The sequence below is a fragment of the Pseudomonas sp. IT-P12 genome (assembly GCF_949767465.1).
In the GTDB taxonomy this organism is placed as follows: domain Bacteria; phylum Pseudomonadota; class Gammaproteobacteria; order Pseudomonadales; family Pseudomonadaceae; genus Aquipseudomonas.
In genome coordinates this window covers 721,538-736,276 of sequence record NZ_CATKPY010000011.1, presented here as the reverse complement: position 1 = coordinate 736,276, position 14,739 = coordinate 721,538, and the positions used below count along the sequence as shown (strand labels likewise).

The 14,739-nt window shown below is 61.4% G+C and carries 13 protein-coding genes; 8 read left to right on the top strand and 5 right to left on the bottom strand.

Going from position 1 to position 14,739, the window contains the following annotated elements:
• Positions 1–7: 7 nt before the first annotated feature.
• Positions 8–940 carry a S66 peptidase family protein gene (locus tag ACM6IM_RS06450; protein WP_414864567.1) on the top strand — a complete coding sequence of 311 codons (933 nt, stop codon included), beginning with the start codon at positions 8–10 and terminating at the stop codon, positions 938–940.
• On the opposite strand, the gene ACM6IM_RS06445 is transcribed toward ACM6IM_RS06450, so the two are convergent.
• Together ACM6IM_RS06445 and ACM6IM_RS06440 are read right to left on the bottom strand one after the other, a co-directional pair.
• Positions 937–2,511: a diguanylate cyclase gene (locus tag ACM6IM_RS06445; RefSeq protein ID WP_414864566.1), complete on the bottom strand. Its 1,575-nt coding sequence runs from the start codon at positions 2,509–2,511 to the stop codon at positions 937–939. The two genes, ACM6IM_RS06450 and ACM6IM_RS06445, sit on opposite strands and share 4 nt — an antisense overlap.
• Before the next feature lie 215 nt (positions 2,512–2,726).
• Entirely contained in the window at positions 2,727–3,632 is a 906-nt protein-coding gene (locus ACM6IM_RS06440) for a LysR substrate-binding domain-containing protein (protein ID WP_414864565.1), read from the bottom strand.
• Positions 3,633–3,799: 167 nt separating this feature from the next.
• On the opposite strand from ACM6IM_RS06440, the gene ACM6IM_RS06435 reads away from it, so the two are divergent.
• The 6 genes from ACM6IM_RS06435 (at position 3,800) to ACM6IM_RS06410 (ending at position 8,431) form a co-directional block, all read left to right on the top strand.
• Complete coding sequence (locus ACM6IM_RS06435) at positions 3,800–4,924, top strand: NAD(P)/FAD-dependent oxidoreductase (protein WP_414864564.1); 1,125 nt, start codon at positions 3,800–3,802, stop codon at positions 4,922–4,924.
• A complete protein-coding gene (locus ACM6IM_RS06430; RefSeq protein ID WP_414864563.1) occupies positions 4,914–5,246 on the top strand; it encodes a (2Fe-2S)-binding protein in 333 nt (110 codons plus the stop codon). The genes ACM6IM_RS06435 and ACM6IM_RS06430 overlap by 11 nt, the downstream gene beginning before the upstream one ends.
• Positions 5,239–6,639 carry an FAD-dependent oxidoreductase gene (locus ACM6IM_RS06425; protein WP_414864562.1) on the top strand — a complete coding sequence of 467 codons (1,401 nt, stop codon included), beginning with the start codon at positions 5,239–5,241 and terminating at the stop codon, positions 6,637–6,639. Before ACM6IM_RS06430 ends, ACM6IM_RS06425 begins: the two co-directional genes overlap by 8 nt.
• On the top strand, positions 6,636–6,989 hold the full coding sequence (locus ACM6IM_RS06420) for a RidA family protein (RefSeq protein WP_192308103.1): 354 nt from the start codon (positions 6,636–6,638) through the stop codon (positions 6,987–6,989). The genes ACM6IM_RS06425 and ACM6IM_RS06420 overlap by 4 nt, the downstream gene beginning before the upstream one ends.
• Positions 6,990–7,147: 158 nt before the next feature.
• On the top strand, positions 7,148–7,930 hold the full coding sequence (locus ACM6IM_RS06415; RefSeq protein ID WP_414864561.1) for an ABC transporter substrate-binding protein: 783 nt from the start codon (positions 7,148–7,150) through the stop codon (positions 7,928–7,930).
• 66 nt (positions 7,931–7,996) lie between these two features.
• On the top strand, positions 7,997–8,431 hold the full coding sequence (locus ACM6IM_RS06410) for a heme-binding protein (RefSeq protein ID WP_192308101.1): 435 nt from the start codon (positions 7,997–7,999) through the stop codon (positions 8,429–8,431).
• Between the two features lie 251 nt (positions 8,432–8,682).
• On the opposite strand, the gene ACM6IM_RS06405 is transcribed toward ACM6IM_RS06410, so the two are convergent.
• The 3 genes from ACM6IM_RS06405 to ACM6IM_RS06395 form a co-directional block, all read right to left on the bottom strand.
• Positions 8,683–9,318: a LysE family translocator gene (locus ACM6IM_RS06405; RefSeq protein WP_414864560.1), complete on the bottom strand. Its 636-nt coding sequence runs from the start codon at positions 9,316–9,318 to the stop codon at positions 8,683–8,685.
• Positions 9,319–9,841: 523 nt separating this feature from the next.
• The gene (locus tag ACM6IM_RS06400) at positions 9,842–10,879 is read right to left on the bottom strand and encodes an AraC family transcriptional regulator ligand-binding domain-containing protein (protein WP_414864559.1); all 1,038 of its coding nucleotides are present in this window, start codon (positions 10,877–10,879) and stop codon (positions 9,842–9,844) included.
• A gap of 9 nt (positions 10,880–10,888) precedes the next feature.
• A complete protein-coding gene (locus ACM6IM_RS06395) occupies positions 10,889–11,803 on the bottom strand; it encodes a GGDEF domain-containing protein (protein WP_414864558.1) in 915 nt (304 codons plus the stop codon).
• Positions 11,804–12,182: 379 nt separating this feature from the next.
• Here ACM6IM_RS06395 and ACM6IM_RS06390 point away from each other — a divergent pair, with 379 nt between their 5' ends.
• Entirely contained in the window at positions 12,183–14,711 is a 2,529-nt protein-coding gene (locus ACM6IM_RS06390) for a TonB-dependent receptor (protein WP_414864557.1), read from the top strand.
• The last annotated feature ends 28 nt before the right edge of the window (positions 14,712–14,739 follow it).

Below are 14,739 nucleotides of genomic sequence, written 5' to 3'. Positions count from 1 at the left end.
AAACCCTATGAGTTGTTTGATACTGCCGAAAGCCCTTGAGCGTGGAAGTAAGATAGCCATCGTATCGCCAGCGGGTTATTTGACCAATCCAGCGTTTCTGGATCACGTTATTCCAATGATCAAAGGGCAGGGCTACGTACCCGTCTTATCCAGAAATTGTCTGGAGAAGTATGACAATCATTATGCCTATGCAGGGACGCCAGCCCAAAGACTGGAAGACTTGCAATGGGCGTGCGATGAACCGGATATCGACGCGATCTGGGTGACCCGTGGCGGTTATGGAAGTGTGCAGTTGTTGGGTGGTTTGAATATGAATGCCATTTGCAATAACCCCAAGTGGCTGATCGGTTATTCCGATATCACTTATCTGCACAGCTTTTTCAATGGTCACGCTATCGCCACGATCCATGGGCCCAATGTCGTGCGGACCCTGAGCATGGGCGTTGCGCCGCCACCATCGAGCTACGACAAAGTGTTTGATATTTTGAAGGGCGCGATGCCGCAATATTCGGTCACTTCGCATGCCTTGAATAAAAGGGGCAAGGCCAAGGGGCGATTGGTCGGCGGTAATCAAACCATTGTCGGGGCCGTTTCAGGAACGCGCTACGACTACGATTATGAAGGCGCCATATTGTTTATCGAGGACATTGGCGAAAATGCTTACTACAGAATCGATCGACAGATGCAAACGTTGGAAACGGCAGGGGCCCTGGCAAAAATAAAGGGCGTCATCGTGGGTTCAATGCGTGATATAGGCGGGGTCAAGTCAAATTTTGACGAGACGGCTTATCGTGTGATCAGTCAGGTGTTATCAAAATATCAAATCCCCCGAATATTCGCTTTTCCTGCTGGGCATATTCCCGATCATTACCCATTGATTATGGGCGCTGAAGTTGAAATCGACGTTCAGGCGGATCAAAGTCATGTGAGGTATTCCTAAGTCAGCAAGTGCGCGTCATCAGTGGCATACCAACGATTGCGTCCGCTTTGTTTCGCTGCGTACAGGCAGGCGTCTGCCGATTTGAGCAGGCTGGCCGGCGTGACATCCTCGATGCCCGGCAGCTGGGTGGCGATGCCGGCGCTGGCCGTGACCTTGCCCAACGGATGCTCGGAATGTTCGATGTTCAGGGATCGAATTGCACGCAGTATGTCTTCCGCGACCTGGGCGGCACCGGCGCTGTCGGTGTTGGGGAGCAGCACCGTGAATTCTTCCCCGCCGTACCTGACCGCGAGGTCACCGGGTCGTTTGACCGCCTGCTGGATGGCGCCGCCGACCGCGCTCAGGCAGTCGTCGCCGCCCGCATGTCCGTACCGGTCGTTGTAGCGCTTGAAGTAATCGACATCGATCATGATCAGCGAGAGCGGCGAACCTTGCCGTTGCGCCAGGCGTATTTCATGCGGCAGCGCATTGTCCAGGCGTCGCCGGTTGCCCAATCCCGTGAGGCTGTCGGTCAATGCCATCTCGCGCATGGACTGGTGGGCGCGACGCAGCTCCCTGGACATGACCATCCGTTGCCGCAGCTGACTCAGGACGATCAGGCCAAAAACGGTGAACACCGCCATCAGGAAAAACAGCACCAACCCGGTTTTGATCAGGTCCCGGCGCCAGGGGGCGATGATGGACTCCCTGGACAGCCCGGCCTCCACCACCAGCGGGTAGGTGGTCAATGCCCGGTAGCCGTAAAGGCGTTCGGTGTCGTCCACGACGGCCTTCACTTCGGCGATGCCTTCATCGGAATTTGGCAAATAGCGTTTGTAGATCTCGCTGTTCGCCAGGCTCTGACCCACCACCGAGGCAATGAAAGGGCGGCGTACCAGGATGGTGCCGTCGCGCGTCGCCAGAACCAGCGCGCCCTTGTCGTCGATCTTGAAGTCGCCGTAGTAGTCGACGAAGTAGCTGACCTTGATCGTGCCCAGCAGGACGCCGGCAAAAGAGCCGTCGGGGTTATTCAGCCGCCGGGATATGGGAATGATCAAGTCCTGGGTGGACCGGCTTCTGACCACATCGCCGATGCGCACGTTACGATCGGTGTGCGTGCGGTGATACTGGAAATAATCGCGGTCGGCGTTGTTCGCCGGGTCTGGCGTGACCTCCTTGTCCGTGACGATCCATTGGCCATCCGGGCCGTAAATGAACAGGCCGTGCAACTGCGGCATGATCTTCGATTGCTGGACCAGCAACTTGTGGATGCGCGCCGCATCGAGACTCTGCAGACCGTCGCCTTCCACTCGTTCAGCCAGCGCTGTGGTCAGCACGTCGACCTGGCGTATGGCGTCCTCGGCATGCTGCGCCGTTGCTCGCGCCAGGTTGGTCACAGAGTCGCGGGCGGAGGCAAACGCCGAGCGATAGTCACGCCATGTCCGCCAGCCCTCAACGGTCAAAAACGCCAGGATGACCGCGAGCATGAAACTGACGATGAGGCGGAAAGTCGCTCCGGCGCTCACGGATTTCATCGAAGAGCCTTCAGTGAACACATCCGCCTTGGGCTCTGGTTTGCTGCGTCCGAGCATTTGGGTTTCCCTTTGCACTGACCGCACACGCCTGTGAACGGGCCATTGTTGGCAGTACTGAAGCATCGTGCGGGTGAAAAACTGATTCTAGATCACCGACCGATGCGCCTGGGCAAAACACCGTAAAGGTAAGACACGAGGGTCCGGGGATAGTGCTCCGGGGTTTTGCCCTGTACTCGATGCTTCGAATGCCATCCCTGCGTTCCCTCACACCGCTAGAAACGGTAATCCTGCGGCACCTCCCGGGCGATGAAGTCCTGCATGTGCTCCAGAAAAGCCACCTGTAGCTTCGACGCCGGCCCCTGGACGGGCAGCAGCATGCTGAAATCCATTTCAATCGCCGGCTCGAACGCCCTGAACACCACGCCACTGCCCCGGTACTCGACAGCGCTGATGGCGTCGACCAGCGCCACTCCCAGGCCTTGTTCGACAAAGGCGCACATCGGTAAGGAGAGCTGGGTTTCCAGGCGCAGTTCGCGCTCCACGCCGTAAGCGGCGAAGATCGAGTCGATGTGCTGGCGCGAGCCGATGGATTGCGGGTAGGAAATGAACGCTTCGCCCTCAAGGTCTTCCGGGCGGATCGTGGTCTTTTCCCGCAGGCGATGGTTGGCCGGCAGGGCGCAGAGCATGCGTGTGGCCAGGAGTTTCTCCGCTCGCGGGCTGGGGTAGGTGTTGGGCAGGACGATGATGCCCAGGTCGCAGCGCTGGCCGACCACCAGGTCCACCACTTCGCGGGATGCCAGCACCAGCAGCGATATCTGCACCTGTTCATGTTCGGCCATGAAGGCCGCGATGGCCCGGGGCAGGAACGAAAGACCCATGGCCGGCGCGCAGGCGATGAGCAATGAGCCGCGCTTGAGGCTGCGGATTTCCTGGGCCGTTCGCGCGATGCGTTCGACGCCGAGCAGTGAGCGCTGCACTTCCTGATACAGCGTCATGGCCTCGGCGGTGGGTTGCAGCCGGCCCTTGGCGCGGACGAACAGGTTGAAGCCGATGTCCTCCTCGAGGCTGGCGATCAAGCGCGTCGCCGCCGGTTGGGAAATGTGCAGCATTTCGGCGGCGCGGGTGACGGTCTGGCCAAGAATGACGGCGCGGAAGGCCTCCAGCTGGCGAAGATTCATGGTGATGTCCTTCGGGAAAAGCCATAACAAAAAGACATGGCCTTGCCAAAATAAAGCATTTTTCAAGCACCTGTCAGCTCTTTAGCATCGACTGCATCAAGATCATCCAGGCGAAATGCCTGCGCCGTGGCGGAATGCTTGGCGTTGAAAGGGCGACAGTGGAGTTCATGCAAAAAACTGATGTCATGATCGTTGGCGGTGGCCTGGTGGGCTTGTCCATCGCGTATGGGCTGGCCTTGCAGGGTCGCCAAGTCAGCGTCCTGGACGAAGGCGACGATGCCTTGCGCGCGGCCCGTGGCAACTTCGGTCTGCTGTGGGTTCAGGGCAAGGGCTACGGCATGAGTCCCTATGCGCAATGGACACGTGAAGCGGTGGCGCTGTGGCCACGCTTTGCCGCTTCGTTGCAGGCCGACACCGGCATCGACCTTCATCTGCGTCAGCCAGGTGGTTTCCAACTGTGCCTGAGTGACGAGGAAATGGCCGAGGAAAGCCGTCGGCTGCTCTGGTTGCGCGACGCGTTGCACGGTGACTATCCCTTCGAGTTGCTGGATGGCGAACAACTGCGGGCTCGTCTGCCGGGTGTCGGGCCGACCGTCGTGGGCGGTTGCTATTCGCCCATGGACGGGCACGTCAATCCGCTCAAGCTGCTGCGTTCGCTGTACGCCGCCTGCCGGGCCCGCGGGGTCAGGATCATCAATGGTCATCGGGTCAGCGCCATCGGCCAGCATGCATCGGGCTTCGAGCTGCAGGCTGGCGACCAACGCTGGTACGCCGCACGGTTAGTCCTGGCCGCCGGCCTTGGCAATCGCGAGCTGGGCGCGCAGTTGGGGATCGAGGTGCCCGTGAGCCCCAATCGCGGGCAGATACTGGTCACCGAGCGGCTCAAGCCTTTTCTGCATTACCCCACTACCTATGTACGCCAGACCGACGAGGGCACGGTGCAACTGGGGGATTCCCATGAGTCCACCGGGTTGGATGACGGCACCGGCAGTGAAGTCATGGCAACCATCGCCGCGCGCGCGGTGCGCTGTTTTCCCCGGTTGGGGCAGGTGCGGCTGGTGCGCGCCTGGGGCGCACTGCGGGTGATGAGCGCTGACGGCTATCCCATTTATGAAGCCTCGCCAACCTGCCCCGGGGCCGTGGTGGTCAGTTGCCACAGCGGCGTGACCCTGGCGGCGATCCACGCCTTGCGCCTGGCGCCGTGGATTGACGGTGAGTTCGACGACCCGGCGGTGGCGGCTTTCAGCCTTGCGCGTTTCAACGGCAAAAACGAGGTGCGCCATGTCGGCTGACCGTTTGTTCCGGGCCTTGGGCCCTGCACAGAACACCGTGCAAATCGAATTCGAAGGCGCGTCGTTGTCAGTGCCGGCCGGTGTGTCACTGGCGGCGGCATTGCTGGGCAGCGGCGTCACCCATACCCGCGAAAGCGCGGTCAACGGCCGGCCCGGCGCCCCTTTTTGCATGATGGGCGTGTGCTTCGAGTGCCTGGTCGAGGTCGATGGGCAAGCCAACTGCCAGGCCTGCCTGCTGCCGGTGCGAGCGGGCATGCGGGTGCAGCGCCAGCGCGGGGCTCGCGATGTGCTGGGCACAGATGAGGAAGTGGCTGATGAATGAGCAAGCGGTCGATCTCATCGTGATCGGCGCCGGACCGGCGGGACTGAGTGCGGCCATCGAGGCTGCGGAGCGCGGTCTGTCGGTGGTGGTGCTGGATGAACAGGGCAGCCCGGGTGGGCAGATCTATCGCAACATCCAGGAAGCCGACGCACGCAGCCGCCAGGTATTGGGTGGCGACTATGAAGCGGGCGCCCCTCTGGTCGCGAAGTTCCTGCAATGCGCGGCCCGATACCTGCCCGGCGCGGCGATCTGGCAAGTGACACCGCAGCGTCAGGTGCATTTCCTGCTCGAGGGCCGTGCTCACATCCTCCAGGGCCGGCAGGTATTGATCGCTACCGGGGCGTTCGAGCGCCCGATGCCGATTCCAGGCTGGACCTTGCCGGGCGTGATGACGGCTGGCGCCGGACAGATCCTGCTGAAAAATGCTGCACTGGTGCCGCAAGGTCCGGTGGTGCTGGCCGGTTGCGGACCGCTGCTGTACCTGCTGGCGGTGCAATACCTGCGCGCCGGCGTCGCGATCGAAGCGCTGGTGGACACCAGTGGCCGCGGCGATCTGCTGCGGGCCTGGCGCACGATTCCGGGCGCCTTGCGCGGCTGGCGCGACTTGCTCAAGGGCCTGCAGCTGTTGGCCGAACTGAAGCGTGCCGGCGTCAGGCATTTTCGTGCCGCGCGGGATTTGCGTATCGAGGGGCAGGCGCGAGCCAGCGCTTTGAGTTTCGTCACGGGCGGGCGGGACTGGACCGTGCCTGCATCGCTGATCCTGCTGCATCAAGGCGTGGTGCCCAACACGCAGATCAGTTGGTCGCTGCGCCTGGAGCATGACTGGAGCGAACAGCAATTGTGCTGGATCGCCCGCCGTGACCACCTGGGGGAAACCCGCCTGCCGGGCATTTACATCGCCGGTGACGGTGGCGCTATCGGCGGGGCGCAGGTGGCGCGGCTGGAAGGCCGACTGGTCGGGCTGGCAATTGCCGAGCGCTCGGGAAAACTCGACGCGCAACAGGCGCAGCGACTCGCCGCACCTTATCGCCAGGCGTTGCGTCGCCAACGCGCCGCGCGGCCACTGATCGATGCCTTGTACCGCCCGCAGCGGCAAAACCGCATTCCCGCCGACGAGGTGATTGTCTGTCGCTGCGAAGAAGTCAGCGCCGGTTCGATTCGCCAATACGTCGAGCTGGGGTGCCTGGGCCCCAATCAGGCCAAAGCCTTCGGGCGCTGCGGCATGGGGCCTTGCCAGGGCCGCCAGTGTGGTTTGAGCGTCACCGAAATCATTGCCGCGCAGCGCCAGGTGCCGGCCGCAGACGTCGGCTACTACCGCATTCGATCCCCCCTCAAACCCATCACCCTTGCCGAACTGTCAACCGAGACACCTTTGAACCAGGAGCCTGTATGAGCCTTATCCAACGCATCGAAAGCAACCCACGCCTGAGCCGTAGCGTCGTGCACAACGGGGTCGCCTGGCTGAGCGGCATCGTCGCCGCCGATTGCAGCCAGGACATCCGTGGCCAGACGCGCCAAGTGCTGCAGCGGGTGGACGAACTGCTGGCGCTGTCCGGCAGTGACAAGAGCCGATTGCTCAGTGTGCAGATCTGGATGAAAGACATGAGCGCCGATTTTGCCGGTATGAATGAAACCTGGAGTGCCTGGGTCGATGCCGCGCAGACGCCGGCCCGCGCCACCGCCCAGGTGATGTTCGATGACCCGCAGATCCTCTTGGAGTTGATCGTCACCGCCGCCGTCTGATTGTGCTCGACCCCGTTGCACCGGGCCCTGCCTGGCGCAACGACGGAGCAGGGGGCCATCAGAGTCGCCATCTCCGCCTGTTCACATTGCCGCTGCCATAACGGGTGTCTTCCTTTGCGGAGCGCCCGACAGAAACAACATCGCATCTGGAGCCATGAATGAACGTGAAAAATGCTGTATTGAAGGCTGGTCTCATCTCGCTGCTGGCCCTGGCCGGCAACCTGCACGCGGCAGAACAGCCGCTGCGCCTGGGCATCGAAGCGGCTTATCCGCCGTTCGCTTCGAAAACCCCCGATAACCAGATCGTCGGTTTCGACTACGACATCGGCCAGGCCTTGTGCGCGCAAATGAAAGTCCAGTGCGAGTGGAAGGAGCAAGAGTTCGACGGCCTGATTCCCGCGCTCAAGGTGAAGAAAGTCGACGCGGTGATCTCTTCGATGTCCATGACCCCGGAACGCCTGAAATCGGTGGACTTCAGCAATCGCTACTACCGCATTCCGGCACGTCTGGTGTTCAAGAAGGGCAGCGGCATCAGCGACATTCCGGCGCAGCTCAAGGGCAAGCGCATTGGCGTTCAGCGCGCCACCAACTTCGATCGCTACGTCACCGATAAATTCGCCCCGGCGGGTGCCGAAGTGGTGCGCTACGGCTCGCAGAATGAAATCTTCCTCGACCTGCTGGGCGGGCGCCTCGACGCGACCATGGCCAGTTCGGTGGTGATCGATGAAAGCCTGCTGAAGCGGCCGGAAGGCAAGGATTACGAGTTCGTCGGTCCGAACTTCACCGAAGAGCAATTCTTTGGTACCGGCATTGGCATTGCCGTGCGCAAGAACGATCCGCTGGCGGGCCGTTTCAATCAGGCCCTGGCAGCGATTCGGGCCGATGGCACCTACGACAGGATTCGCCAGAAGTACTTTGACTTCGACATCTACGGCGATTAAGCCGCGACGTTCTCTCGGCACGCCGGCTTGAGCGGGCGTGCCGTTCTTTTTTGATCAGGAGGCTGGATGCACACCAAGGCTTTTCTCAGTGAACACGAGGTTTCACACCTGTTGGCGACGGCCAGGGAGCTGGCACAGGCGAACCACTGGGCTGTAGCGATTGCGGTCGTCGACGACGGCGGCCATCCGCTGGGGCTGTTGCGCCTGGACGGGGCCGCGCCGATCGCCGGCTACATCGCCAGCGAAAAGGCCCGCACCGCAGCGCTGGGGCGTCGCGACAGCAAGGCCTATGAAGACATGATCAACGCGGGGCGCCAGGCGTTTCTCAGCGCGCCGAACCTGCAGGGCATGCTTGAGGGCGGCGTGGCCATCTGGCACGAAGGCCACTGCATCGGCGCTGTCGGTGTGTCGGGTGTGAAGGCGGAGCAGGATGCGCAAGTGGCGCGACTGGCGATCGAGGCCTTGCTGCGCGCGGGCAACAACGAAGGTTCGGCGCCTTAGGCCTGCGCGTCTGCTGTGTTGGTCAAACCGGCGATTGCTCTTCAACACTCTGGCCACCTTGTTCGCCAGTTCGGGACCCAGATCGCTTTCGACGATCCCCGGCGCCAGGTCCATGGCCGCCGTGAGGCCCGCGGAGGTCCAGGCGCCTCGGTCATCAATGAAGATCCTGTCCATGTCCACCCGAGCCGGGGGAAAGCGCTCGCGTGTCATGCGCGATTCCGCACGTGCCAGCCGCCGCTGCTGGCGTGGACTCACGCGCGGGCGAACAACAGCTTTATCCCCGCAGCCCCGAAGACGAACGCCAAGGTGCCTTCGATCCAGCGGCGTGCCCGACGATACCCCCTTACCATCGGTGCGGTAGAGAAGACGATGGCGTAGCCGCAGAAGATCGTCACGCTCAGGACGGCGCAGCCCGCCAGGATGATCACCACTGTTTCAGACGTTGCTTGCGGCCCCAGCCCAAGGGTCATCGTCGCGACCCAGCCCAACAGTGCCTTCGGATTGGTGAGGTGCATCAGCAAGCCACGCCGGTAGAGGTCGAAGCCCGAGACGACCGACGCTGCAGCCAGTTCCTTTTTCAGGCGTTCATCAGAAACGAGGGCCGAACGGCCCGCCTTGACGGCGAGAAAAATCAGGTAGAGGCCGCCGATGATCTTGAGGGCGACGAGTGCCTGAGCGAATTCGGCCAGCACCGCGGATACCCCCGTGGCAGCCATCGATCCCCAGAAGAAAGAACCGCTGATGACACCGGCTGCCAGCATCAACGCCGGCTTTCTGCCCTGGTGCATGGCCACGCCCATGATGCGCATGTTACTGGGACCCGGACTGGCCGCACCCACGATGTAGGCGGTGAATACAAGCAGGAGGTGGTGAAGATCAAATGCCATTTGTCGTTCCTTGACGATACGTCCGGCTAACTCGGTTTGAAGGCAATGCTGCAGTCCTTTACAAAGACTGTCAGGATCCCCGAACAACATTCTGACTGGGCGCGAGCCAGGCTCTTCAGGTCGATGGAGCACGTTTCAGCCCAGATTTTTACCCCCATTCGCACCGTGCGAGTGATCGCGAATGGCGATCTCGGACGGACTCGGTGACGGGTATTCAGTGCGCCTCCGTATATTGGATGAGCAGCTCCCTATCAGGCAATCCCGGCTCTTTCGGAAGAAGACATGGGGCGGTGAGTCGATGAAATTGACTGCTGTCGTGATCGCTGTGACGTCGCTCGGCCTGTTGAAGAGTGTTTTTAACTGAAGTCGCCTTTCTGCGTTATTTGAGAGTCTTGTTAGTTCTAGATAGCTGAATCGTCCTCGGTTTCTGACACTCTCCAGGCTTGCTGTGGAACGCTTTTCAAACGCTACCGGTGACAGCTGATTATTGTTCTTGGGTTGTCGCACAGACAACTATCGGATTTCAACGGGCATTGAACATCTCGCGGATCAGGTTGGGCGTGCTGCCGGTCCAGCGCTTGAACGAGCGCCGAAAGTTCGCCGCGTCGTTGAATCTCAAGTAGTCCGCCACGGCTTCGTTACTGAATCCCTTGATCTGATACAGGTAAAGCGCCACGTGCTTGCGCACCAAATCCACCTGTTGTTGGAATCCGGTGTCGTGTTTTTGCAATTTGCGCTTGAACGTGGCGGGGCTCATGGCGAAGGCCTGGGCCGCCTGTTCGAGGTTGGGGGCTTGGCGCACATGGGTTTGCAGGTAGCGGTAAACACAGTCGATGAAGCTTGAGGCAAAACCCAGTTGTTCGATTTGTCGATGGGCTTCCTGGCGGGCGACCTGGCCAGCGGTGGCCGAGGCGTCGGGCCAGGATTGGGCGAGAAATTCCCGGGGGAGGCGCATGAGGTCCAGCGGCCGTTCGAACTGCGTGTGCTCGCCCAGATGCACCCAGTATTGCTCGATATAACGCGGTTCGGCATGGCTGAAACTGCATTCCCACGGCAGGCGCTGGCCACTCTGCGATCGGCTCATGGCCACGATCGAGGTCATGCTGGCCTCCAGCAAAAAACGCCAATGCTCGCCGGCGCCACAGCTGTCCAGCCAATAGATGTAGGCGTGTTTTTCATCCAGCACCAGACGCGGCGCGGCCAGCGGGCTGAGCAACGCCTGTTGTTGCACCAGCGTGTCGAGGGCCTGATGCAGGTTCTGCGCGTGGCGCAGGGCATGGCTGGCGGGACCGTAATGCCCGGGGAGCAGGCGCTGGCCGAACAGAAAACTGCTGTCGTCGGTATCCAGCAAGCGCCGGCTGTTGCCAATCAATCCGAGGAACTGCTGTGGGCTGAGACGAGTCTCGCCGGCCAGGATGTCGTCATGAAACAGCCCAGTTCCGCGCAGCAGACGGTGGCTGTCAATGTCTCGGGAAAGCGCCAGGTCAATCAGGGTCGCGGGTTGGTAATGCCCGGGAATGAAACGGCTGTCGGTTTCGAACCAGGTGTTTTTCAGGGTCATGGACAGGCCTCAAGCAGTTTTGGCCAAGGGCTGTTTGGCCCGGGCCAGTGCCAGGTTGAGGCGTTTGAGCAGGGCATCCGGCGCCTCTTCCATGGCCATGACCACCGCAGTGCTGGCCGACAGGTGGATGCGTTCGCCGTGTTGCCGGCTTTTGTGGGCTAGGCCCTGAACGGCCTGTTGCAGTTCCAGCGCCAACAGGCGTGCCTGGCTTTCACCGGTGTTGGGCAGCAACACCACGAAGCGGTCGCCGGCCAGTCGGCAGAGCAGGTCTTGCCGGCGCAGGTTGAGCAGCAGCAAATGACTGAGCGCCTGCAACACGGCATCGCCCTCGGCATGCCCGAAGGCCTGATTGATCGCCGCGAAGTTATCGACGTCCAGCGCCAGCAATGACAAGGGTTGCGCTTGAGCTCGACTGTCCTCAAGGCTGCCGATCAACTGGCGCTTGAGGTAATCGGCGCCCCCCAAAGGCGTGAGTTTGTCGAACAACCGATGTTCGCGAAAAAGCTTTTCGCGTTTCTCCATTTGCACGCTGATCGCCAGTTGTTCGCGGTGCCAGTGATAGATGCCGAGGGTCAGCAGAATCATGCCCACCGGCATCGGCCCGGACTCCAGCCAGTGGTCCCAGGTGATGCTGTCGGGCAGGCGGATGAACTCGTCGAGGCTGTCGATCCACCACGAGAAAAAGATGCAGCTCAAGCCCAGCACCAGGTAATGGGTGACGCGCCCGGCCGGGCGACTCTTGAGTACTAGCCCCAGCCAGACCAACGCGAGCAACGCGGAACCGCCTTCACCGGCGATGTCCAGCCAGACCCATTCGCTGACACTTTTCAGCTCACCGCACGCCAGGTGCAGCAGCAATCCCATGTTCGCCGCCAACAGCAGCAAAGCGAGTTTCCAACGATGGGGTTTGAGCACTGAAAACATGGCCGTGGTCCTTTGGCAAAGAGGTCATGCGCGTCAGCACAGCAGATGTTTGTGACAGTGGGGTGACGGGGCTGTGAGGTCGAATCAGCTCACCCGGTTATGCGGATTTTCTGGCGCAACTGCGTATGAGCGGGCTTGCTGGCGATCAGTCTTCAGCGTTGCGCGGGTGCCGGGACGCCTTCGCTGGCAAGCCAGCGCCTGCAGGGCGCGTTGACGACAGGTCAAATCAGCTCAGTTTGCGTCGCAATCGCGGCAAAACCCCGGTTTGAAGCGCGTTCCGCCAATCGATGTCACAGGACTGTCATCCCCCGACCCTAGCGTGCCCTCCCAGTTGCCGGGCCACTTGCCTGGCGTTATCGGACTCTTGGGGAGGACCACCATGTACCAGCGCAGCCGCACTGCCGGGCTCGTCAGCTTCACGCTCACCGCTTTGGCCATGGCGATGGCCAGCGAGCGCTTGAGCGCCGCCCAAACCACCCCCGACACTGAACACGTCGAAGTGGTCGGGCAGGCAGCGAGTATCGACCAGGCGCTGAAGGAACAGCGCAACGCCGACAGCATCAAGAGCGTGGTGCATGCCGACGGCGTGGCGCAACTGCCGGACGAAAACGTCGCCGAGGCGGTGCAGCGATTGCCGGGGATCAGCGTCGAGCGTGATCAGGGCGAAGGGCGGTTTGTCAGCGTGCGTGGCCTGGGGCCGGACCTCAACAGCGTGACCATCAACGGCACGCTGGTGCCATCGCCGGAAAGCGAACGCCGCGCCGTGGCCCTCGACGTGTTGCCTTCGGAACTGGTGCAGTCGTTGTCGGTGATCAAGACCCTGACCCCGGACATGGACGCCAACTCGCTGGGCGGCACCGTGGATGTGAAAAGCCTCTCGGCCTTCGATCACGCCGGCCTGTTCTACACCGGCAGCAGCGAGGCCAGCTATGACAAGAACACCCACCAGACCAGCCCGAAGTTTTCCGGCGCGGTCAGTGACCGTTTCAGCCTCGGCGATGGCATCGACAACTTTGGTGTCGCCGCCGCGCTGAGCTGGCAGAAGCGCGACTTCGGTTCGGACAACGTCGAAACCGGTGGTGCGTGGGATTTTGAGCAAGGCGCCAGACTCGAGGAGTTCGAGCAACGCGACTACGACATCAGCCGCGAACGCGCCGGCGGGGGGCTGAACTTCGATTACAAGCCCGATGACTTCAGCAGCTATTACCTGCGCACCCTTTACAGCCGCTACAAGGACAGCGAAACACGCAACTCGACCAGCCTCGAATTCGCCGACCCGCTGGCCGCAGGCGAACTGGGTAACGCCGAAGGTTCGCGTAAACTCAAGCAGCGCGAAGAGACCCAGGAAATCCAGTCTTACGTTTTCGGCGGCGAGCGCATGTTTGGCCTCTGGACCCTCAGCGGCCAGGCCGGTTACAGCCGTTCCAGCGAGGACAGTCCGGGCCACATCGCCAATGCCGAATTCGCCGGCATCGATGACTTTGCCGACAGCGGTTTCTACGACAACGACAAGCCAAGACCGATCATTGGCCAGGCGTTCTACGACCCGAGCAACTTCAGCCTCGACAAAGTCGACTGGGAACAACAGAAAACCACCGACACCGAGAAAAACCTGCGCCTGGACCTCGCTCGCGACTACGACTTCAACGGCTATGCGTCCCAGGTCAAGTTCGGCGGCAAGGTCAGCCGGCGCAACAAGGACAACGACCTCGACGCCTGGGTCTATGAAGACTTCGACGACCTGGGTTTCAGTGATGAGCAACTCAATCTGACGCAATTCAAGAAGGGCACGGTCGACTACCGTCTCGGCCAGTTCGGGCCGGGTATCAGTGGCAGTGCGGTCAAGCAGTTGATCGGCGGCCTGAACAAGGCGGACTTCTATGACGAGACCGAATCGCGGGTCAACGACTTCAAGATCAGCGAGGACATCAACGCCGGTTACCTGATGAACACCCTCGACATCGACGACTGGCGGTTCATCGCCGGCCTGCGCTACGAGGGCACCGAATTCGAAGCCAAGGGCACCGGCGTGACCGATGGCGAATTCCAGTCCACCGAGACCAAGCGCCGTTATCACCATTGGTTGCCGGGGCTGCATGCGCGCTATCAACTGGACAGGAACACTCAGGTTCGCGCGGCCTGGACCAAGTCCGTGGTGCGCCCGACCTTCGGTCAACTGGCGCCGGGTTTTGTCATCGACGATGACGAGGCGACCTTCGGCAACCCGGAGCTCAAGCCGCTGGAATCGAGCAACCTCGACCTCGGTATCGAACACTACATGGGCCGCGCCGGCACCGTCTCGGCGTTCGTGTTCTACAAGGACATCAAGAACTTCGTCTACAACACCGACCTCGCCGGCACCGGTGCCTGGGTCGATTTCACCGAGGCCCACTCGTTCGCCAACGGCGACAGCGCCAAGCTGTATGGCCTGGAACTGGCCTACTCGCAGAAATTCGACTGGCTGCCCGCGCCCTGGAACGGCCTGCTGATCGGCGCCAACACGACGTTCAGCCGCTCGGATGCCGAGATCGAGGGCTTCGACGCTGCCAGTGGCACCCACCGCAAACGCGGCATCGATTTGCCCAATCAGTCCGACACGGTCGGCAACCTGATGCTCGGTTGGGAAGACGACAAGCTGAGCCTGCGCCTGTCGGCCAACTACAAATCGGATTATCTCTACGAGTTGGCCTCGATCAACGACAAGGCCCACGACCTGCACGTCGACGCCCAGACCTTTGTCGACTTCAGCGCGCGCTACTCGCTGACCAAGAACCTGCAGGTCAGTTTCGAGGCGCAGAACCTCACCGATGAGCCGTATTTCGTCTACACCGGCCACCGCGCCTACAACGGTCAGTACGAAGAATACGGCCCGACCTACAAAGTCGGCCTGACCTTCACCCACTTCTAAGCCCCGATGCCGCTGCCCTACGACAAGG